This is a genomic window from Nonomuraea sp. 3N208, from assembly GCF_052245935.1.
Lineage (GTDB): Bacteria > Actinomycetota > Actinomycetes > Streptosporangiales > Streptosporangiaceae > Nonomuraea.
In genome coordinates this window covers 13920-34588 of the sequence record NZ_JBQQBR010000049.1, presented here as the reverse complement: position 1 = coordinate 34588, position 20669 = coordinate 13920, and the positions used below count along the sequence as shown (strand labels likewise).

The 20669-nt window shown below is 66.3% G+C and carries 16 protein-coding genes and 1 pseudogene; 4 read left to right on the top strand and 13 right to left on the bottom strand.

Translation table 11 applies throughout. The features are described from left to right. Window positions 1–205: 205 nt before the first annotated feature. Window positions 206–1225 (top strand): IS630 family transposase, encoded by a 1020-nt coding sequence (locus ACTWPT_RS48970; protein ID WP_443184418.1) that lies wholly within the window; start codon window positions 206–208, stop codon window positions 1223–1225. 346 nt (window positions 1226–1571) lie between these two features. On the opposite strand, the gene ACTWPT_RS48965 is transcribed toward ACTWPT_RS48970, so the two are convergent. From ACTWPT_RS48965 to ACTWPT_RS48955, 3 genes are all read right to left on the bottom strand, one after another. After that, window positions 1572–1874 (bottom strand): hypothetical protein, encoded by a 303-nt coding sequence (locus ACTWPT_RS48965; RefSeq protein WP_443184417.1) that lies wholly within the window; start codon window positions 1872–1874, stop codon window positions 1572–1574. A 633-nt stretch (window positions 1875–2507) separates the two neighbouring features. Beyond that, the gene (locus tag ACTWPT_RS48960) at window positions 2508–3107 is read right to left on the bottom strand and encodes a hypothetical protein (protein WP_443184416.1); all 600 of its coding nucleotides are present in this window, start codon (window positions 3105–3107) and stop codon (window positions 2508–2510) included. 232 nt (window positions 3108–3339) lie between these two features. Then, window positions 3340–3720, bottom strand: coding sequence for a hypothetical protein (locus tag ACTWPT_RS48955; RefSeq protein ID WP_443184415.1), 381 nt, complete (start codon window positions 3718–3720; stop codon window positions 3340–3342). A gap of 153 nt (window positions 3721–3873) precedes the next feature. Between ACTWPT_RS48955 and ACTWPT_RS48950 the strand changes: the two genes are divergently transcribed. Then, window positions 3874–4428, top strand: coding sequence for a hypothetical protein (locus ACTWPT_RS48950; protein WP_443184414.1), 555 nt, complete (start codon window positions 3874–3876; stop codon window positions 4426–4428). 405 nt (window positions 4429–4833) lie between these two features. On the opposite strand, the gene ACTWPT_RS48945 is transcribed toward ACTWPT_RS48950, so the two are convergent. The 10 genes and pseudogenes from ACTWPT_RS48945 to ACTWPT_RS48900 all read right to left on the bottom strand — a co-directional run. Further along, entirely contained in the window at window positions 4834–5241 is a 408-nt protein-coding gene (locus ACTWPT_RS48945; protein WP_443184413.1) for a hypothetical protein, read from the bottom strand. Between the two features lie 724 nt (window positions 5242–5965). After that, window positions 5966–7867 carry an amino acid transporter gene (locus ACTWPT_RS48940; protein WP_443184412.1) on the bottom strand — a complete coding sequence of 634 codons (1902 nt, stop codon included), beginning with the start codon at window positions 7865–7867 and terminating at the stop codon, window positions 5966–5968. Between the two features lie 285 nt (window positions 7868–8152). Continuing rightward, window positions 8153–8821 (bottom strand): response regulator, encoded by a 669-nt coding sequence (locus ACTWPT_RS48935; protein WP_443184411.1) that lies wholly within the window; start codon window positions 8819–8821, stop codon window positions 8153–8155. Then, entirely contained in the window at window positions 8818–11358 is a 2541-nt protein-coding gene (locus tag ACTWPT_RS48930; RefSeq protein WP_443184410.1) for an ATP-binding protein, read from the bottom strand. The genes ACTWPT_RS48935 and ACTWPT_RS48930 overlap by 4 nt, the downstream gene beginning before the upstream one ends. Further along, window positions 11355–12173, bottom strand: coding sequence for a potassium-transporting ATPase subunit C (locus ACTWPT_RS48925; protein ID WP_443184409.1), 819 nt, complete (start codon window positions 12171–12173; stop codon window positions 11355–11357). The genes ACTWPT_RS48930 and ACTWPT_RS48925 overlap by 4 nt, the downstream gene beginning before the upstream one ends. Further along, the gene (kdpB, locus tag ACTWPT_RS48920) at window positions 12174–14300 is read right to left on the bottom strand and encodes a potassium-transporting ATPase subunit KdpB (protein ID WP_443184408.1); all 2127 of its coding nucleotides are present in this window, start codon (window positions 14298–14300) and stop codon (window positions 12174–12176) included. A gap of 2 nt (window positions 14301–14302) precedes the next feature. Then, on the bottom strand, window positions 14303–15964 hold the full coding sequence (kdpA, locus tag ACTWPT_RS48915; protein ID WP_443184407.1) for a potassium-transporting ATPase subunit KdpA: 1662 nt from the start codon (window positions 15962–15964) through the stop codon (window positions 14303–14305). Then, on the bottom strand, window positions 15964–16053 hold the full coding sequence (kdpF, locus tag ACTWPT_RS48910; RefSeq protein ID WP_397119452.1) for a K(+)-transporting ATPase subunit F: 90 nt from the start codon (window positions 16051–16053) through the stop codon (window positions 15964–15966). Before kdpF ends, kdpA begins: the two co-directional genes overlap by 1 nt. Window positions 16054–16576: 523 nt before the next feature. Then, window positions 16577–16918 (bottom strand): hypothetical protein, encoded by a 342-nt coding sequence (locus tag ACTWPT_RS48905; RefSeq protein WP_443184406.1) that lies wholly within the window; start codon window positions 16916–16918, stop codon window positions 16577–16579. A 156-nt stretch (window positions 16919–17074) separates the two neighbouring features. Beyond that, window positions 17075–17710: pseudogene (locus tag ACTWPT_RS48900) on the bottom strand (IS1634 family transposase); the annotation flags it as partial. Window positions 17711–17892: 182 nt separating this feature from the next. On the opposite strand from ACTWPT_RS48900, the gene ACTWPT_RS48895 reads away from it, so the two are divergent. Continuing rightward, window positions 17893–19383: a helix-turn-helix domain-containing protein gene (locus ACTWPT_RS48895; RefSeq protein WP_443184405.1), complete on the top strand. Its 1491-nt coding sequence runs from the start codon at window positions 17893–17895 to the stop codon at window positions 19381–19383. A gap of 896 nt (window positions 19384–20279) precedes the next feature. Beyond that, entirely contained in the window at window positions 20280–20588 is a 309-nt protein-coding gene (locus ACTWPT_RS48890; protein WP_443184404.1) for a hypothetical protein, read from the top strand. Window positions 20589–20669 lie beyond the last annotated feature (81 nt).

Genomic DNA, 20669 nt, shown 5'->3' with positions numbered 1-20669 from the left:
AGGAGAAACAAACTGCACCTACCGTGTGGCAGGTGCAAGGTTCGAACTTGCGAGGGAAGCCGACGGGTTTACAGCGCGTGACCGTTACGGCAACTGCATGACCTTCTACCTGGGGCGGAGCCGTGCAGGCACGCCGCGCTCTCCATGATCTAATCCGTTCATAGGTTTTCGGACTTTCTGGGATGGCCTGTGGGACGATTGATGCATGGCGAGGTTGGGGCGGCGGGCCAGCTTTGAGGAGCGTCTACGGGCGTGTCAGCTGATCGAGAGCGGGAAATCACCTGATCTGGTCGCGGAGATTCTCGGGTTCGGGCGAGCGACGGTGTTCGGGTGGTTGCAGGATTATCGGGCGCTGGGCCCGGAAGGATTGCGCACCAAGAAGACCCGCGGGCCAGCGGCCAAACTGGACGAAACACAGCTGAGGCGGCTGTATGAGCTCATCGCCGGTAATGATCCGCGTCAGTTGAGTTTCGGGTTCGCGTTGTGGACGCGGGCGATGGTGGCCGAGCTGATCCGCCGCGAGTTCAAGGTGAAACTGTCCTTGGTGAGCGTTGGCCGGGTGCTGGCCAAGCTGGGCATGTCGCCGCAACGGCCGCTGTATCGGGCCTACCAGCAGGACGCGGCCGCGGTTGCCGAGTGGAAGCAGCAGACCTTCCCCGCGATCGCGGCCGAGGCCAAACGGCTGGGCGCAGTGGTGTTCTTCGCTGATGAGGCGGCGGTGCGCACTGACTACCACGCCGGTACCACCTGGGCTCCCGTGGGACGCACTCCGGTCGTGGCCACCACCGGAGCTCGCCGCTCGGTGATGATGATCTCCGCCGTCAGCTCGCGCGGCGAATTGCGGTTCCAGCTGTTTGACCAGAGTTTGGACGCCGATGCGTTCATCGGTTTCTGTAAGCGCCTGATCGCCGATGCCGGACGTCCGGTGTTCCTGATCGTGGATAACTCCCGCGTCCACCGGGCCAAGAAGGTCAAGGCGTTCGTCGAGGCGAGTCAGGGTGCCCTCTCGCTGTTCTTCCTGCCGCCGTATTCGCCTGAGCTCAACCCTGACGAGTGGGTGTGGAAGAACGTCAAGCACGACCGGATCGCACGGGCCTCCGCTCGCGGCGTCGAGGAGCTCAAAGCCCTCGCCCTGGGCGCGCTGCGGCGGTTACAGAAGATGCCTGCGCTGGTGCGATCGTTCTTCGCCGATCCTCATCTGGCCTACATCGGCGCCAGCCTCTGATAGTCCAGAAACCCACGAACTGGTTGGATCATCCCGCGTATATCCCGCGAGGCGGAGCCAGCCACGATCGCACCCCGGAGCCTGCGGATCAGCCACGTTCCCTCGTGAGCCAGGGTGAGGAACGAACCCTGGATCGTCGATCGCCCCAAGCAGGTATGGCAGCCAGCCATGCAGTGGCGATCGTGAGGGCTGCATCTGCGGGGCAGCGCGGCAACCCCGGCCCGAACGTTCGGTCAGGGGTGCTTGGTTAAGCCAGTCGGAGGCGGTCGCTCACAGCCGTTGTCGCGTGGCGCGACTGCTGCACCTTGCTGCTGCTCGTGATGACAGTAGTGCGACAGCGTGTCGGTCACTTTCTCGCTATAGAGACTGTTCTCCGCGAGAAGAAAGCAGCGACCAACGTGGTTGCCCCTGCGGCGATCAAGACGGTAGCGGGAATCTGAACAAGGTTTCGGACATCCTTACATCTGTTCCCATAGTCCATTTTTTCTACTGCCAAGTTACGAGTCTCATCCATTAAGTAATCAGGGAGAGAGGCAGTAATGAATGCAGAACCACACGCCTCACCTTCTGAAGTAACAGGCATCAGGCCAGCAAGTACGCCTGAGCCGATCAGCAAGAAGGCGACGAACGCGAGGAGCTTGGTAGACATAAGTACTCCTTGGGTAGGTTCATCCGGGCCTGATCATTCCAGGTCGATCCTTGGCTCGGAAGTCTGGGCGGGTGGTGCGCACGTAGGGCCGCCCTGTGGAGGTCGCGTCGCGGTATCGAACCGTTGCGGTGGTGCAGGATCTGAGAGCATGCGGTATGTCGCCTCCCGAAGCGGTCGATGCAGCCGAAAACCGGCGGAGGCGAGCCCCGCCAGTCCGTTTGCGTTCGCCAATCTCGGCGCACGCGGCGCGTCAGCGCGCCCTCACACCCGCTGAACGAGCATCGGGAATCTCTGGCCGTCCGTACGACTTCCGGCACGCGTGCGTCTCGGCATGGCTCAACGCCGGCATGAACCCGCCTCAGGTCGCAGAGTGGGCCGGCACAGTGTTGAGGTGCTGCTACGGGTCTACGCCAAGTGCATCTCCGGCGGGCAGGCTGAGGCCATGCGGCGCATCGAGGCAGCACTCCCCCCACGTCACCGAAGCCGCCGGACTCCCCCGAGTAAGCCCGATGATCTTCAGCGGGTATTCAGCGTAGCCGCTGAGCTGGCATTACAGCCTCGGCCGTGGTTTCTGCCTGCGGCATCATCCCGCGCATATCCCGGATCTTCCTCCCGCGTACTGGCGGCCTGCACTCACAGATAGTCCCGCCAGAACGGGACCGTGGCGTACGGCTGCCATTCCTCGTCACGTTCGGGGCGCGGCTCCTGGAACTCCTGGGTGATGTAGTCGGCCAGGTCCGTGCCGTAGTAGATGATGTCCCAGCCCCGCATGGACAGGACGGGATGCCCGTGGGTGCCACGGCCGGCCGGCAGGAACCGGTGTGCATAGAGCGGGACCATTCTGGGGACGTCCGCCAGCCGGAGCCGGGCCGTTTCGACGGCTTCCAACACATCGCTCGGCCGCTCGCCCCAACTCGATCGCCAGTGGCCGTGCTCGACATCCCACAGGAGACAGTCGACCGGCCAGGCGACGTGCTCTCGCAGAGCCTCGGGATCACCGTTCCGCCAATCAGGCCAGGGGTTCTCCCACGTCTGCCCTTCCTCCCAAGGCTGACGCACCGGCAGCCCTGCCGCCAGAAAAGCCCGATGATCGTCGGCGAACTCGAATCCGTACTCCTGCTCAATCCGCGCGAACTCCGCCTCGGAGAGCCCTCCCTCGATTTCGCAGCAGTCCAACTGCGCCAGCCGACGCGCGACCTGCTCACCGAGGCGGAGACCTTCCTTACTGATCATTGCGTTGCCCCCTCGTCCCCTGATTGATGGCGCGAATAGCCTGGCGATCATGTGTATAACTTTGCGGCAGTCGCCACGCGGGCCCCGCCGCCTCTTCCGCGGTCAGGGATCATCCAGGACCCGCATCACTCGTTCGGCTCCGCCCTGCTTGTGCACGCACAGGTAGCCTCTCGAAGACCGCTAAGACAGCACAGGCAGACGACAACATGACGGCCGATCTGCCACGTGTCCCCTACACTGCGTCGGCTCCTGGTGTGCCCGCGGTCTTCCCGAAGAGCAGAGCACATAGCAGGGCCGTGAGCATGAAGCCGGTCACCGCAGGGACCGCTAGGAAGAGGTAGAGCGCGAGGTTGTCGTCGGACACCCAGGAGTCATAATCCGGCTGGATGAACGCGACCGCCAGCATGGCGAAGGGTGCCACCAGCCCAACGGCCGGCCAGACAGGCAGGCGGGCCAGTAGCGCGGCGAGCATGCTGAGCGGGAAGGGCGCCAGCGCGAACGCCATTGCCAGCTTGAGCTCGGAATCCGAATCACGAGTCGGCCAGTGGAGGAGGAGCAGCAGTAAGAACGCCACCGCGGACCCCGCCAAGGCCGACCTCAATAGGAGACGCACAGAGTGATTGTTACGGATCGTGGGGGGACAGGTCGATGGGAGCGAGCGGCCGGTGCCGACCAAACGATGCCGCTGGCTTCGCGACGAGGTAGGGCCGACAACCGAAACGCCGTTTTGCTGCGGTGGCATGTGGCACTGGCTAGCGTGCCCGGTATGCCATTGCAGGAGATTCCTCCGCCTGTGGGTCCCTACAATCCGGACGATCCGTTCTGGCAGAAGGTCTGGTCGGTGCTGGAACAGGGGCGGATTGCCTCTGGGGCTGGGCCGAGCGGTCAGTTCACTCGAGAGGAATACGAGCGGGCCTGTGCTGAGCTGGAGTTGATCCCGTTGAGTGACGAGGAGTGCTTCAGCCGGGAGATCAAGGATCGCCGTGCCGGCCCGCCTGATCACACCTTCGTGGAGACAGTCTCCCTGCGGCTTGCCCATGATCGGAGGTGGGGGATCATGGCTCAGCTTCGTCAGGAACGCAAGGAACTGCGCTGGGAGTTCGAGCGGCGGTTCCCGCGTGGGATGTCGCGGCAGGACTATGAGGAGGTGTGCGCAAATCTCGGGCTACAGCCTGCGCCGGATGAATCCATTCGGGCCACGGCAGCCGACTACCTCGCGCGGGAGGAGATAGAGGACCTCCCCCACATCAATCTGTTCGTGGCGAACTTCCGGGACATGGGGATCTTCAGCGAGAGGCGCCGCGGAGCTGCTGGAGCGTAATCCCGATTGGAATTGACATCCTGCTTGCAAAGACGCATACCGATCTTGCTCAACCAGCGAAGACGCAGCTCAGCATGCTGGTGGCATTCTCCGTGACTCCCCGCTGTTCCCCCTGCTTCTCCGCCCTATCGGGCACGCAACGGGCACGCCAGCCACAGATTCCGGTGGGCCGGGGCTGAGCTGAGCAGGGAGCCCGGTGCCGCCTCTCAAAGTCGAGCCAACTCTTCGTCGGACTCGCATGCCATCATCTTCACGACCTTGGCCCCGTGGCCCTGGTCTGCTCGGCTTGCCCCGGGTCGCTGGCGGGCGGGATGATCAGGCTTCCCCCCCAGCCACCAACGGCCCTGGTACCCGGTGCGGTGATCACCCCGGCGCCGGGCCGGCCCCCGCCGGAGGCGGGTCTACTTACAGGCAGCGAACCCATGCGACCAGCGTGCTGATACCTGGGCCATCATCGATGTCACGGACTCGGACATATGCCAACTCGACTCGCTGGCCGGTGGAGGCAGGAATGATGCATTCGGGACGTGATCCGCCGTGGACTTGGCCGTTGCGGTCGATCCACTGGGCGCCGGCGATCTCGTAACCGACCCCTTCTGGGGTGCCATCGACATGTAGGCCGATTTGAGTGGCGTCATGGCTGCTGGCCACGATGGTGCCCTTGACGATGGTGGGACGCTGGGTGCCGAAAGGCGTGAAGTACACCACCGCCGCTCCGGTCAGCATGGCAATCACGATTAGGCCGACGAGCACCGGCAAGCGGAGCCGTACGCCTCTGAGAGGACTGCTTTCGCGTTGCAGGGGGGCCGTCATGAACGGGACCCTATCCGCATCACTGCCTTGTGTGCGGAGCCGGTTTTGCGATCAGGAACGACGCGGTGAACGCGCGCGCCCCGAGCGCGGGCGCGCGCGAGAACGGCCCCCAGGCCGCACGTGCAGCGTGTGGCCGCGCTCGGGCCGCGCGGAGCGCCGCCCTTGATCGACGGTCAGGAGGAGATCGTCAACCAGCGGATAGCGGACGTACTGACGGCATGAGATCACGAGCAGCACTCCTCGAAGGGCTCCGGCTTCCCCGGGGCCTTTCGGCGTTGCAGGGCCGCGTCATCCCGCACATCTTCCGGATCAGGGCGTCTACCTGGGGAAACGCCCCGTGATCCATCCCGCGTATATCCCGTGACCAGCGACAAACGGCCGCTCAGGGCTGCATCTGGCTGCACACCCCTGAAATGCAGAAGAGGCCCCGTAGGGCCTCTGAGCTGCGCTAACTGCGTGTGGCAGGTGCAAGGTTCGAACTTGCGTAGGCTGAGCCGACGGTTTTACAGTCCCGTCGCAACAGGCCTTTGACCTGCTCTTCTTCTACGGGAATGCCCTTCATGGGAACACATTGGGAACGATCAAGCTCCGTGCACCCTCTCCAAGACCGCTTTTCCTACCGGCTTGGAATGCGCCCGGGCACCAACGTCCGACTCTTGCCTTCCACGGCGAGGCCGTTTCGCAGGGCGTAGCGGCTAGACCAGAAGGCGTCTACCACGTCCTGTCAGCCGACATGAACGATAGGACGCCGGTCGGGATCGGGTTCGGCTTGGCGCAGGACTTCCCGGGTCAGGGGCGGGATGTCGCCGCCGCCGAAGATCAGGTAGCGCAGCAGCGCGCCGATGGGGTTGCCTTCGGCGGCCCAGTGGAAGTACACGTGCGGGGTTTTGCCGGTCTGATCTCGCAGATGCAACAACAGGGCGGCGATGGCGTTGGCGACGGTGGTGCTCTGCATGCGCAGCACGCGAAAGCCGTGACGTTCTTCGCCGATGATGCGAAGTTCGCCGGCGAATTCGGAGGCGTCCGGGATGGTGACCTCCAGGAAGAGCAGGCCTTCTCTGGTACGCAGGCGGTGTAGCTCCCACGCTTCACGGGCCTTGTCGATGTATTCCTTGGCATCGCGGGCGTGCGGTTCGTTGGCGATGAGGTAGATCTCGCCTGCTTCGTTGATGAAACGGCGGGCGTGATCGTCCAGGTGAATGTGGGTGACGCGCAACTCCGTGGAGCGAGTGGCCCGGGAGATGAGCGAGATGACCACGATGGCCAGCACGAACAGCAAGGCGATCACCAGCCCGTCGGGCCGTTCGATGATGTTGGCGACGGTGGCGTAGGCGAAGATCAGCGTGATGAGCCCGAAGAAGACGGCGGCTCTGGTGTGACGCCTGGTCCGGGCAGACAGGGTGACCGCGACGGCGGCCGACAGGATCAGGGCCAGGACACCGGTGGCGTAGGCGCCGCCCTGGGCCTCCACCTCAGCGTCGAAGATCAGGGTAATCAGGAAGGCGATACCGGTGAAGACCAGCACCATGGGGCGGATGGCGCGAGTCCAGTCCGGGGCCATGCCATAGCGGGGTAGGTAGCGCGGCACGATGTTGAGCAGTCCGGCCAGAGCAGAGGCCCCGGCGAACCACAAGATGGCGATGGTGGACAGGTCGTAGGCGGTGCCGAACCAGTCGCCCAGGTACAGGTGGGCAAGATAGGCAAGGGCGCGACCGTTGGCCGAGCCACCCTCGGCGAATTCCTCGGCAGGAATGAGCACTGTGGTGGCGAAGCTGGAGGTGATCAGAAAGACGCTCATGATGAGCGCGGCAGTGGTCAGCAGCTTGCGGGCACCTTGGATCCGTTCGGTCAACTCGCCCTTGATCAGAGGCATGACGGCCACGCCGGTTTCGAAGCCTGACAGGCCCAGGGCGAGCTTCGGCATGACATACAGGGAGACCGCCACCATCGCAATCGGGCTTGAGTAGTCGGCGGTGAGAGTGTTCTGCCAGTTCGTCACCTGCTCGGGGTGGGTGAGCACACGCTGCACTGCGGTGGCCACCACGACCACATTCAGCACGAGGTAGACGGCGACCAGAACGACCGCGATGGAGATGGCTTCGCTGAAGCCGACTAGGAACACCCCGCCCAGCGCAGCGATCAGCACCAAGGTGACCGGCACCTGCCAGCTCACCCAAGCATGGGGGACGAACGGGTTGTGCAGGATGTGCGCGGTGGCGTCGGCCGCCGACAAGGTGATGGTGACGATGAAGGCGGTGGCCACAAAACCGAGCAGGAACAGCACCAGGAGCTTGCCCCGCCAGCCGGGCAGCAACCGCTCCAGCATCGACAGGGATCCCAGTCCATGCGGGCTCTGCTCGGCCACCGCCCGGTAGGTCGGTAACGCACCGAACAACGTCAGCGCGACGAGCAGGAGCGTGGCCACGGGGCTCAGGGCGCCGGCGGCCAGGGCGGCGATACCGGGCTGGTAGCCGAGGGTGGAAAAGTAGTCCACGCCCGTCAGGCACATCACCTGCCACCACTTGTGCTGATGGCCTGGAGTCTCCTCTTGCGGCGGATGGCTCACGAGGCCCTCGGGGCGCTGCAAGCCCTTCAGCAGCCACCGCCGCAGTGCCGTTCCCGGCATTGCCGAACGTTGCCCCACCTCGGCCACTGGGCCCTCCACAAGAAATCGTCAAGACGAATGCACCCTAATGAGGTCAAGGGCCGTGCTCGCGTGATCATGGCGTCAAGAAAACGTCAATATTTCGGCGGCGCCAGTGGATCATCTGCTTAACGAGATTTCTGGGACAGGCGCTGATCAGCAGCCCTTACGTGAGGATGCGGGCTCCTGGGCGGCTCGGCCACGATGGCCGCCAACAGCGCCGATCCCTCCCGCAGGGCGAGGCCGGATGCCCAAACGGAGCAGGGGTCATGGGACGAACCGGTAGCCCATGCCCGGTTCGGTGATCAGATGTACCGGGTGGGCGGGGTCGCGTTCGAGTTTTTTGCGCAGCTGCGTCATGTACTGGCGCAGGTAGTGCGTCTCCTTGACGTACTCGCTGCCCCACACCTCGGTCAGCAGGTGACGCTGGGTGATGAGGTTGCCGGGATTGCGCACCAGGATCTCCAGCATGTGCCACTCGGTAGGCGTCAACCGCACGCCGCCCGAGATGGTTTTGCTGGTCAGGTCCACCGTATGATCGCCAATCTGGATGCGGGCCAGCTCGGCCTCCTGGACGGCGGAGCGCCGGGAGACGGCGCGGATACGGGCGAGGAACTCCTCGATACTGAACGGTTTCGTGACGTAGTCGTCGGCACCGGCATCCAGCGCCTCGATCTTGTCCTGGCTCCCGGACCGGCCGGACAGAACCACGATGGGTGTCTGGGTCCAGCCGCGCAAGCCGTGGATGACGTCCACGCCGTCGATGTCGGGTAGGCCGAGGTCGAGCACGACCAGGTCGGGATGCCATTCGGCGGCCTGGCGCAGGGCGGAGGCGCCGTCGCCGGCGACCGCGACCTCGTAGTGGCGGGCGACCAGATTGATGCGCAGTGCGCGGAGGAGCTGCGGCTCGTCGTCCACGACGAGGATCTTGGTCATGGTGTCACCGCCTTCGACGAGATAGGCATCTGGACGGTCATGGTGAGGCCGCCCCCGGGTGTCTCCTCGGGGTCGAGGGTGCCGCCCATGGCCTCCGTGAGCCCTCGTGAAAGCGCGAGGCCCAGCCCGACGCCGGTGCCGTTGTGACGGTCGCCGAGCCGCTGGAAAGGCTGGAAGACCCGCTCGTGGGCCTCAGCGGGAATGCCGGGACCGCGGTCGATGACGCGGATTTCGACCACGTCGTCGTGCGTGCTGGCGGTGACCAGCACCGTCTGATCCGCGGGACTGTGGCGAACGGCGTTCGTCATCAGGTTGACCAGGACCCGTTCCAGCAGCGCCGGGTCGGCGATGATCTCGGGCAGGTCGAAGGAGATGTCGCCTTCGACGCGGTCGCGCAACGCCCCGAGGTCGTCGACGGCATGGGGGACGATCTCCTCCAGGGCGACGGGCTGGAGTGCCAGTCCGAGGACGCCGGCCTGCAGGCGGCTCATGTCGAGCAGGTTCTCCACGAGCCGGTCCAGCCGGTCCAGGGACTCGTCGGCGGTGGCCAGCAGTTCGTTGCGGTCCTCGGTGGTCCAGGTGACGTCGTGGCTGCGCAGGCTCTCGACGGCGGCCTTGGCGGCCGCCAGTGGGGTCCGCAGGTCGTGGCTGACTGCGGCGAGCAGCGCGGTGCGCATCTTGTCGGCCTCGGCCAGGGGTTTGGCAAGCTCGGCTTCTTCCTGCAGGCGTTCTTGGCGCAGCGCGACGGCGGCCTCGGCGGCGAAGGCCTCCAGCACTCCTCGGTCGCTGGCGTCCAATAGTCGACCCTGGGCGGCCAGGACCAGTCGGTCGTCGATCGCGACGTCGGTGTCGGCCTCGGAGGGTGCGGTGCAGGGGGCGGCGCCGGAGGTGGCGATGATGCGCCAGGCGGCGGGCTCGGAAATGTCGTCGGGGGTGGGCTCGCCGAGGCGTTCGAGCAGGGTGACCGAGTCCAGGGCGAACGTCTCCCGCAGCCGCCCAAGTAGTGAGGGCAGCGCGGCCTCGCCTCGCAGCACATGTCCGGCCAACGTGGACAGCACTTCGGCGTCGGCGCGGGCGCGGGCGGCCTCCCTGGTACGGCGGGCGGCCAGGTCGACGATCGTGCTGACGGCTGCGGCGACCAGCACGAATACGACGAGCGCGAGGAGGTTCTCGGGCTCGGCGACGGCGAGCCGCCCGAGCGGTGGCGTGAAAAACCAGTTGAGCAGCAGGAATCCGCCGACGGCGGCAGTGATCGCCGGCCACATACCGCCGATCAGTGCGACGCCGACGACCAGGCACAGGAAGAGCAGGATCTCGCTGGTCAGTGACACCGCGTCACGGAACGGGGCGAGCGCGGCGGCCAGCAGCGGCAGGCCCGCCACCGCAACCACCCACCCGGTGAGCCTGCGCTTCCTGGTCAGAGCGGCTCGGGAGCGCTCGGGCCGCCTGCGGCCCCTCTTGGCCTCCTCGTGGGTGACGAGGTGGACGTCGATGGGGCCGGACAAGGCTGTGGTCTCCACCCCCACGCCGCGCGAGAGGATCTGGGCGAACCGGCCGCGGCGGGAGGCGCCGAGGACGAGCTGGGTGGCGTTGACGGCGCGGGCGAAGTCGAGCAGTGCACGGGGAATGTCGTCGCCGACGACCTGGTGGTAGGTGCCCCCCATGTTCTCGACCAGGGCACGCTGGCGGGCCAGGTTGGCCGGGTCGCCGCCGGCAAGCCCGTCGGCTCTGGTGACGTGGACGGCCAGCAGGTCGGCACCCTTGGTGCGGGCGGCGATGCGGGCGGCCCGGCGTACCAGGGTGTCGCCTTCAGGCCCGCCGGTCAGGGCGACCACGACGCGTTCGCGGGCTTCCCAGGTTGTGGCGATGCCGTGGTCGGCGCGGTAGCGGTCGAGCTGCTCGTCGACCTTTCCCGCGACCCACAGCAGCGCCAGCTCGCGCAGCGCGGTGAGGTTGCCGACGCGGAAGTAGTTCGACATCGCCGCGTCCACCTTCTCGGGCGCGTAGATGTTGCCGTGGGCCATGCGGCGGCGCAGCGCCTCGGGGGACATGTCGACGAGCTCGATCTGGTTCGCTCGCCGGACGACCTCGTCGGGTACGGTCTCGCGCTGCGGGATGCCGGTGATCTGGTGGACGACGTCGTTGACTGATTCCAGGTGCTGGATGTTGACCGTGGAAATGACGTCGATGCCGGCGTCGAGGATCTCGTCGATGTCCTGCCAGCGCTTGGCGTTCTTCGAGCCTGGCACGTTGGTGTGGGCCAGCTCGTCGATCAGCGCGATCTTGGGCTTGCGCGCGATGACGGCGTCGGGGTCGAGTTCGGTGAACGTGGCCCCGCGGTAGACGAGGGTCCTGCGGGGGATGATCTCCATGCCTTCCAGCAGGGCGGCGGTGCGGGCGCGGCCGTGAGTCTCGACGAAACCGACGACGACGTCCCGGCCGCGCTCGAGCCCGCGGCGGCCCTCGCCGAGCATCGCGTACGTCTTGCCCACCCCGGGGGCCGCCCCGAGGTAGACCCGCAAGCGACCCCTCTTCATGACCGATCCAAAGCCAGATTAAGTTCGAGCACGTTCACCGCCGGCTCGCCCATGAAGCCGAGGGTCCGCCTGGTGGTGTGCTCCGCGATCAGTGCCTTCACCCGATCGAGCGGCAGCCCGCGCTCCCTGGCCACGCGCGGCGCCTGGAGCTCGGCGTAGGCGACGGAGATGTCGGGGTCGAGGCCAGAGCCGCTGGCCGTAACCGCGTCGGGGGGCACCGCCACCGTGGTCGCGTTCCCGCGGATCGGCACGGTCCTGCCGGCCGAGTAGTCCTCCCCGAGCTGGGCGCATTCGACCTTCAGTCCCTGGTAAGTAGCGATGAAGGGGGTGGCGGGGCAGGCCTGGTTGACGCTGACAGCCCGGTCGGGGAGGACCTTGAGCACCGCGCCGAGCCCGTCAGGGGTGCAGTACGGGCGGGCGCCGCTGACGCCTTCGAGCTCCCCGACCGCTTTGGACCGGGCGCATACCTGGGTGAGCAGCGACTTTCCATCAGGCGTGTCGATGATGTCTTCGGGGCCGAGGTTGCTGGCCGCCGTGGAGGTTGGGTCGTAGCCGTCACCGGCCGCCGAGGGCCGCGACTGGAAGTACTCCTTGACCGGGTTGCCGTCGGCGTCGGTGAAGGACTGGCCGATGAGCGCGCTGCCGACGACCTTGCCGTCCTTATGGACGAGAGAGCCGTTGGCCTTGTCGTGGAACAGCGCCTGGGCTACTCCGGTGGCCAGGAGCGGGTAGATGACGCCGGTGACCACCGTGAGCACGAGCAGCGCGCGTAGCGCGGCGACGTGCTGGCGGATCCAGCTGGGCATGCGGTCCATTTATGACATCCCCGGAAGGAACTGGATCAGTAGATCGATGAGCTTGATGCCGAGGAACGGGACGACGATCCCGCCGAGGCCGTAAACGTAGAGGTTGCGTGACAGGAGCTTGGACGCACTGGACGGTCGATACCTGACCCCGCGCAGCGCCAGCGGGATCAGCGCGATGATGACCAGTGCGTTGAAGATCACCGCCGACAGGATCGCCGACTGCGGACTGGCCAGACGCATGATGTTCAGCGCGTCCAGACCCGGGTAGACCGCCGCGAACATGGCCGGGATGATCGCGAAGTACTTGGCGATGTCGTTGGCGATCGAGAACGTCGTCAGCGCGCCCCGCGTGATGAGCAGCTGCTTGCCGATCTCGACGATTTCGATCAGCTTGGTCGGGTTGGAGTCCAGGTCCACCATGTTCCCGGCCTCTTTGGCGGCGCTGGTGCCGGTGTTCATGGCGACGCCGACGTCGGATTGGGCCAGGGCCGGGGCGTCGTTGGTGCCGTCGCCGGTCATCGCCACCAGGCGGCCGCCCTCCTGCTCCTTCCTGATCAGTGTGAGCTTGTCCTCAGGGGTCGCCTCGGCCAGGAAATCGTCCACCCCGGCCTCGTCCGCGATGGCCTTGGCGGTCAGCGGGTTGTCACCGGTGATCATCACGGTACGGATGCCCATCCGGCGCATCTCGTCGAACCGCTCCCGCATGCCGTCCTTGACCACGTCCTTGAGATGGATCACGCCGAGCACGCGGCCCTCCTCGGCCACGACCAGCGGGGTGCCGCCGGAGGCCGAAATGCCGTCCACAAGATGGCCGACCTCGTCGGTCGGGTGACCACCGGCATCGCGTACCCACTTCATGACGGCGGTGGCGGCGCCCTTGCGCACTTCCCTGCCGTCCAGGTTGACTCCGGACATGCGGGTCTGGGCGGTGAAGGGCACCCATTCGGCGTGGGACAGCTCGCCCGGCTGCCGCTCGCGCAACCCGTAGGCCTGCTTCGCGTAGACCACGATGGAGCGGCCCTCCGGAGTTTCGTCGGCCAGGCTGGACAGTTGGGCGGTCTCGGCAAGCTTGCGCTCACTCACCCCTTCCACGGGGACGAACTCTCTCGCCTGCCGGTTTCCCAGCGTGATCGTGCCGGTCTTGTCCAGCAACAGCGTGGAGACGTCCCCGGCGGCTTCGACCGCGCGGCCGGACATCGCCAGGATGTTGCGCTGGACGAGCCGGTCCATGCCGGCGATGCCGATGGCCGACAGCAGCGCGCCGATCGTGGTCGGGATCAGGCAGACGATCAGCGACACCAGCACGATCCCGGTCACGCCGTCGCCGGTCAGCGCAAGTGAGTCCGGCACGCCGGGGTTGATCTCCTTGGAGTAGATCGCCAGGGGCTGCATGGTGGCGGTGGCGACCAGGAAGATGATGGTCAGGGCGGCGAGCAGGATGTTGAGCGCGATCTCGTTCGGCGTCTTCTGCCGGTTCGCACCCTCCACCAGGGCGATCATACGGTCCACGAAGCTCTCACCAGGCTTTTGCGTGATCTGGACGATGATGTGGTCGGACAGCACCTTGGTGCCGCCGGTCACCGCAGAGCGGTCGCCACCGGACTCGCGGATCACCGGCGCGGACTCGCCGGTGATGGCCGACTCGTCCACCGACGCGATGCCCTCGACGACGTCGCCGTCACCGGGGATGACCTCCCCGGCCTCGACGATCACGTAGTCGCCCTGCTGAAGCTCGGACGCGCCGATCACGTCCCACTGGGTGTGGTCGTCGCGGCTCTTGAGGCGGCGGGCGGTCGTGTCGCGCTTGGCCGCACGCAGCGTCGCGGCCTGCGCCTTCCCGCGGCCCTCGGCCACGGCCTCGGCCAGATTGGCGAACACCACGGTCAACCACAACCATACGACGATGGCCCAGGCGAACCACGACGGGTCGAGCATCGCCAGGACGGTCGTGAAGACCGCGCCGATCTCGACGATGAACATCACCGGATTGCGCCACATGGTCGCCGGGCTGAGCTTCTTCAGCGCATCCGGCAGCGACCGGATCATCTGCTTGGGCTCGAGCAGTCCGCCGCCGACCCGGCCGTTCTTCTTGGGCGTCGGCGGCTGGCTCGGGGATTCGAGCACGTGCGTTGACATGTCTAGCGGATTCCTTCTGCGAGCGGGCCGAGCGCAAGCGCCGGGAGGAACGTCAGGGCGACCAGAATGATCGTGACGCCGACCACCAGGCCGACGAACTGCGGCCGATGGGTCGGCAGCGTGCCGACCGAGGCCGGGACCGGTGCCTGCTGAGCCAGCGAGCCCGCCAGCGCCAGGGCCAGTACGATCGGCACGAACCGGCCGAAGGCCATGCACAGGCCCAGCGTGGTGTTGTGGAAGACGGTGTTCACGCTGACGCCTGCGAACGCCGAGCCGTTGTTGTTGGACGCGCTCGTATAGGCGTACAGGATCTCCGACAACCCGTGCGGACCGGAATTGAGCATCGCCGACCGGCCGACCTCGGTGCCCATCGCCACGGCCGTGCCGACCAGCACCAGCACCGGGGTGACCAGGAAGTACAGCGAGGCCAGCTTGATCTCGCGGGCGCCGATCTTCTTGCCCAGATACTCAGGGGTACGGCCCACCATCAGGCCCGCCACGAACACCGTGATCACGGCCAGGATCAGCATGCCGTACAGGCCGGAGCCGACCCCCCCGGGGGCCACCTCGCCGAGCAGCATGTTGAAGATCAGCATGCCGCCGCCCAGCGCAGTGTAGGAGTCGTGGAACGAGTCCACCGCACCGGTGCTGGTCAGCGTGGTCGCCGAGGCGAACATGGCCGAGTTGGACGTGCCGAAGCGCGCCTCGCGGCCCTCCAGCGCCGCGCCGATCGCCTGCGGAACGGTGCCACCCGCGCTCAGCTCGGCCCAGTTCGTCAGACCGACGCTGATCATTGCGATGACGCCCATGACGGCGACGATCGCGTAGCCCTGCCGGTTGTCGCCGACCATGCGGCCGAACGTGCGCGGCAAGCTGAACGCGATCACCAGCAGCAGGAAGATCTCGAACCAGTTCGTCCACGACGTGGGGTTCTCGAACGGGTGGGCCGAGTTGGCGTTGAAAAAGCCACCGCCGTTCGTGCCCAGATCCTTGATCGCCTCCTGCGAGGCGACCGCGCCCGGGGTGAACGTCTGATGGCCACCCGTCAGAGTCGTCCACGTGCTGTGGTCGGCGAAGGTCTGGATCACGCCGCCGGCGACCAGCACCAGGGCGGCGACGAACGCGATCGGCAGCAGGATGCGGATCGTGCCGCGGACCAGGTCCACCCAGAAGTTGCCCAGCGTGTCGGTCTTCTTGCGGGCGAAGCCGCGGACCAGGGCGATCGCCACCGCCATGCCGACGGCCGCGGAGACGAAGTTCTGCACGGCCAGACCCGCGGTCTGCACCAGGTGGCCCATGGTCGACTCGCCGGAGTAGGCCTGCCAGTTGGTGTTGGTGACGAAGCTGACCGCGGTGTTCCAGGCCAGCGCGGGCTCCACCGGCTTCATCCCGAGGGACAGGAACAGGTGGCTCTGCAGGCGCTGCAGGGCGTACAGGAACAGGATCGAAACTACCGAGAACGCCAGCACGCTGCGCGCGTAGACGCCCCAGCGCTGCTCGCCGTCGGGCTGGACGCCGAGCAGCCGGTAGATCACCCGCTCGGCGGCGTTGTGCCTGGTGCCGGTGTAGACGCGATACATGTAGTCGCCCAGTGGCTTGTAGCACAGAGCCAGGGCGAGCAGCAGGGAGGCGATGAACAGGATCCCGGCCAGGGTCAGGGACATCAGAAACGCTCCGGGAACAGCAGGGCCACGACGATGAAGCCCACCAGGCCGACGACCACGACAAGGCCTGCGGCGTTGACGGCACTCACAGCCGCTCCACCGCCTTGACGACCAACCCCAAGACTACGAAGACCGCGATCGTCAGGGCTACGAAGACGACGTCCGTCATCCCCACTCCTCAGGTACAAGACATGTTGGTTACGGCCGCGCCTAACCAGGCGGCCACACGACCAGCAAATCCCTGATTTTGTGGCGTTTTGTCGTTCTTGACGGATTCCATACGGCCGCGTCCCGAATATTGACGCCGTTTCTACGGGGGCCATGTGACGGCACCGCGGCGCGTTGATCGCCTTCGTCAACGGCGCCCCCGCCCGAGACCTCGCCACCGCTTGCGGCTATTCGGGTTCTGGGGGCGGTTGACGATCTTTGCCGCTACGGTTTCGCACTGGTTCAGCTTGTCCAGATCCGGCGTGGCAGTCGGCACCACAGCGTGGAAAACGATGAACAGCCCAAGAACCGTTAGTTCCGCCAATATGCTGCCGAACACCACGGCGACCGCTGAGACAGCACAGGCAGACGACGGAACATGACGGCCGATCTGCCACGTGTCCCCTACACTGCGTCGGCTCCTGGTGTGCCCGCGGTCTTCCCGAAGAGCAGAGCACATAGCAGGGCCGTGAGCATGAAACCGGTCACCGCAGGGACCGCTAGGAAGAGGTAGAGCGCGAGGTTCTCGTCGGACACCCAGGAGTCATAATCCGGCTGGATGAACGCGACCGCCAGCATGGCGAAGGGTGCCACCAGCCCAACGGCCGGCCAGACAGGCAGGCGGGCCAGTAGCGCGGCGAGCATGCTGAGCGGGAAGGGCGCCAGCGCGAACGCCATTGCCAGCTTGAGCTCGGAATCCGAATCACGAGTCGGCCAGTGGAGGAGGAGCAGCAGTAAGAACGCCACCGCGGACCCCGCCAAGGCCGACCTCAATAAAGACGCACAGAGTCCCGGGTTCGACATAATTCAGCGGGCTGGAGGCTCGAATCTGGGGCCTGAGCTGGGCGGACATAAGTGAGGCCACCTGGAGGGCGTTTCTCTGGGCGGCGGTGTTTCGACTGGTCAGCGCGGTGTGGGCTGGAGGTCGATAACCTGCTTCGGCTGGGGGATGTCGAGCCTGGCGAGTAGGTCGATCTGGGCTTTGGTGAGGGCGGTGGTCTGCCGGAACAGTCCGGCGGGGCCGGTGAAGGTGCCGGCGTGGAGTCGATCGAGTTCGCGGCGGGTGTGCTGCCAGGTGCTGCCAGTGCTGGTCTCGATGATCCGGATGAGCAGGAGGGCGAGCCAGCAGAGGATGACGTGGGCGCGGATGCGTTCTTCGAGCCGGTGGTAGACCGGCCGCAGGTCGATGATCTGTTTCATGTCCCGCCAGCCTCGCTCGACCTCCAGCAATTGCTTGTAACCGAGCGCGATGTCCTCGGCGGGCAGGTGCGGGTCGGAGCAGCGCAGCAGATACTTGCCGTCGAGGTTCTCCTGGGCCTTGATCTTGGCGGTGTCGATGTGGAGCTTGCCTGCCGGAGTGGTGCGCAGATACCGGTTCAGGCCTGGCTTGGCGGCGATCTTCCCGCGCAGCTCGCCCCTTTTGAAGTCGCTGAGCTGGTCGGTGCCGTCGACCAGCTCGCCGAGCTGGACGACGAGCTGCTCGCGCATGTGCTTGTCACGGTCGGCGGCTTCGGGGTTGTGGCAGATCACGAACCGTTCGCCGACGATCATGCCCGCTACCTGGGTGCTTCCGCGCGACGCGCGCACCCTGCCTCCCGATCACCCCCGTCCGTCGCGACCCCACGAAGGGCCGGGCGATCAATCGGTCGGGCGCCGGGGCAGGTCGCGATGGGTGAACATGTATGGCAAACGGAGGTTGGCGACATAGGGAGTATGGGGCCGTGGGGGGCACGGGAGCGCAGTGGCAGGCCGGGCAACTAGACGGGCTGTTGCGACAGGTAAGGCATCATGCCTTCCGCGGGGCCGAGTTGGACGCGCGGGAGGTTCTCGACTGGCTGCACCGGCAGGCCGGCGTGGACGTGGCGCTGGTCGGGGATGACGCGGGCACGGTGGAGTTGGCCACCGCGGATTTTCCCCGCGAGATTCTGCGCACGCTGGCTCCGCTGCTCGCGCGGTTGTCCGGCGGGGAGTTGGCCGCGGCTGCCACCCAGACCGACAGCCTGTACGTACACTGTGAAGCCCTCGGGGCGAAAGGTCCGCGCCCGGTGCTGGTGGCGGCCGGTCGTTCGGCACCGACCCATGAGGCGGTCGCGCTGGCCTCGCACACCGGCAGCGTGATCACGCTCCTGCGCCGCGTCCAGGACGCGGACCTGGCCTGGCGTGGCTACCAGCACAAGGCACGCCAGGTGCGGTTCGCCGTGCTCCAGGCGCTGTTGGCGGGGGAGCCGGCACTGGCCCGGCGTATGACGACCGGTGCCGTCCCGCCGCTGCTGGAGGCCGACCGGCTGCGGGTCCACCTCCTGCACTGCCCCACGGGCGACCGCGATCGGATCACGCGGGCCCACCAGGATTCCTCCGGCTACCACGGCCCGGACCTGATGGTGCAGTGCCCCGCATTCAAGGAGCACCTGATCTGTCTCATCGCCGACGCCAACGAGGATGGCTCCGGCGGCCAGGCCCGCGGGCGGGGCGAGGCCCTGCGTCGCATGGTACGCGACAACCCGCGCTACGCGCTGGGCATCAGCGGCCCGCACCCTCTCAGCGCGACGGCCGCGGCCTACAGCCAGGCCGCCCACGCCCTGGCCGCCGCCCGCACCGTCCCCGGCCGGGTGGCCCTCTACCACGGCCAGACCCCGCTGGGCGGCGTCCTGCCCCGCCGTCCCTCCCTCACCTGGGCCCGCGCCTTACTGCGCCCCCTGGATTCCCTCCCGAAGGTCACCGTCGACATCACCCGCTTCCTCATGAGCATGCCCCGATCCGCCGTGGCGCGACTGCTCGACCTCAGCCGCAACACCGTCACCGCGCACATCAGACGCGCGGAGGGAGCCCTCGGCCTCGACCTCGACGATGTCCGCTCCCGCGCCGAGGTCCACCTGGCGCTCGCGCTCACCAGCGCATGCGCCGCCTCCGAACCCGGTGACCATCACCCGCCCCTCACGCTGGACGACCTGCTGCGCACCGAACCCGCCGCCGCCTGGGCTCAGAGCTTCCTTCGTCCCCTGCAGGCCACGCACCGCCGCACCCTGCAGGCATGGATCGACGCCAACGCCGACGCCCAGCAGGCCGCCCGTAGCCTCGACCTCAGCCGCAACACCGTCCGCACCCACCTGCGCACCGCCGAAGCCCTGCTGGGCCGCGACCTGCTGACCACCGGCGTCGGTGTTCACGACGTCGTCCACGCCCTGCGCATCACAGCCGCCCGGAGTGCCTAAGCACCGTGCACAACCAGCACCCGGAATTGAGCACCATGCACATTGGCCCGAAGGTGCGACGCCTTCTACGGTCTTGGTGACGGTCCATTTGCCGCGCGGGAGACGATGACGCCCGTCCGACGAGCGGGTCTGTCAAGCAAACAAACGGTGCAATCGAAGCGGAGTAAGCCATGCAGGGTAAGGCAAGAGCGAGCATCGTCGCCGCGTGGTAACGCTCGGAGCCGGCGACACCGGTTCCCGGGGCGGGCGACACCTGGCGGTAAACGGACGTTAACTCCATCGCTCGGTGGTAGCGGTGACCCTCTGCCCGCTAAAGGTGCCGGTCTACGGTGGCACACCAGATCGGTTTGCCGCATTCCCTGCCATGTCCCACGACTACCAGCATGCCTGGCAAGTAGCTACAGAGAGGAGCGCCAGTAATAGCGAGACGATTCCTGGTCGCAGTGCTCGCGACTGCGGGAGTATTCGCAGCCGCCGCTCTGGCTGAGGCGCCGACAGGCCGAGTGGTGCTTCGCGGTTCAGAGACGGTCACGGTACTGCAGGATCCCGGCGTCGACTGCCACCGGATCGCGACGCCGTTCGCAACGGTCGACAACGAGACCGACGTGCCGGTCACTGTCTATACCGGGATCGCCTGCACTGGTTTGGCCAAGGTAGTCAAGCCGGGAGCGCCCACGCCAGTCGGAGTTCGTCGCAGCCTTTCTCTTGCGTCCTGACCTCGAAAACTCATAGGTTCCACTGAAATCCACCAAATCAGTCGCTTGGCAAGCAGTACGGCAATGAGCATTTTTGCCGGGAAGGCAACCATGCGTATCAAGTTTAAGGTGCAATGACGGAACGCACCTTGTCGCCAAGACCCTCCATTCCCAACAACTCGCAAATGAAAGGCAGGCCAAATGAGGAACATTTTTCTCGTCGTGGCGCTCGTACTCGCCGGAGTTGGCGTGTTCACCCCCGCCGCCTCGGCGGACCCCTGCTGTCCGCCCTGCTACGGCAACACGAACGGCCTATTCATCACCGAGAAGGACAACGACGGCAACTACATCTGGGCGGAGGTTTTGAACTGCGGTCCGAGGCGAAAAGTGTCCCTCGACGTGAGCCTTACGCCTGACCCCCCGTGCGAATACATCGACCGCCGCAAGAAGAAAAAGATCGCGGCCTACACCCACCTGGGCGGGAAGATCAGGGACGCCTACTACTGCTGACGCAAGAGTGCCGCCGGGTATCGCAGCCGCTCTCACCGCAGAAACCAGGCCGCATCCACTGCGTTCACGTCACGCGCTGTC

Excerpts from the sequence above, each read along its gene's own strand:
- ACTWPT_RS48970 (WP_443184418.1), top strand. The coding sequence starts at position 206 with ATGGCGAGGTTGGGGCGGCGGGCCAGCTTTGAGGAGCGTCTACGGGCG.
- ACTWPT_RS48965 (WP_443184417.1), bottom strand. The coding sequence starts at position 1,874 with ATGTCTACCAAGCTCCTCGCGTTCGTCGCCTTCTTGCTGATCGGCTCA.
- ACTWPT_RS48960 (WP_443184416.1), bottom strand. The coding sequence starts at position 3,107 with ATGATCAGTAAGGAAGGTCTCCGCCTCGGTGAGCAGGTCGCGCGTCGG.
- ACTWPT_RS48950 (WP_443184414.1), top strand. The coding sequence starts at position 3,874 with ATGCCATTGCAGGAGATTCCTCCGCCTGTGGGTCCCTACAATCCGGAC.
- ACTWPT_RS48945 (WP_443184413.1), bottom strand. The coding sequence starts at position 5,241 with ATGACGGCCCCCCTGCAACGCGAAAGCAGTCCTCTCAGAGGCGTACGG.
- ACTWPT_RS48940 (WP_443184412.1), bottom strand. The coding sequence starts at position 7,867 with ATGCCGGGAACGGCACTGCGGCGGTGGCTGCTGAAGGGCTTGCAGCGC.
- ACTWPT_RS48935 (WP_443184411.1), bottom strand. The coding sequence starts at position 8,821 with ATGACCAAGATCCTCGTCGTGGACGACGAGCCGCAGCTCCTCCGCGCA.
- ACTWPT_RS48930 (WP_443184410.1), bottom strand. The coding sequence starts at position 11,358 with ATGAAGAGGGGTCGCTTGCGGGTCTACCTCGGGGCGGCCCCCGGGGTG.
- ACTWPT_RS48925 (WP_443184409.1), bottom strand. The coding sequence starts at position 12,173 with ATGGACCGCATGCCCAGCTGGATCCGCCAGCACGTCGCCGCGCTACGC.
- kdpB (WP_443184408.1), bottom strand. The coding sequence starts at position 14,300 with ATGTCAACGCACGTGCTCGAATCCCCGAGCCAGCCGCCGACGCCCAAG.
- kdpA (WP_443184407.1), bottom strand. The coding sequence starts at position 15,964 with ATGTCCCTGACCCTGGCCGGGATCCTGTTCATCGCCTCCCTGCTGCTC.
- ACTWPT_RS48890 (WP_443184404.1), top strand. The coding sequence starts at position 20,280 with ATGAGGAACATTTTTCTCGTCGTGGCGCTCGTACTCGCCGGAGTTGGC.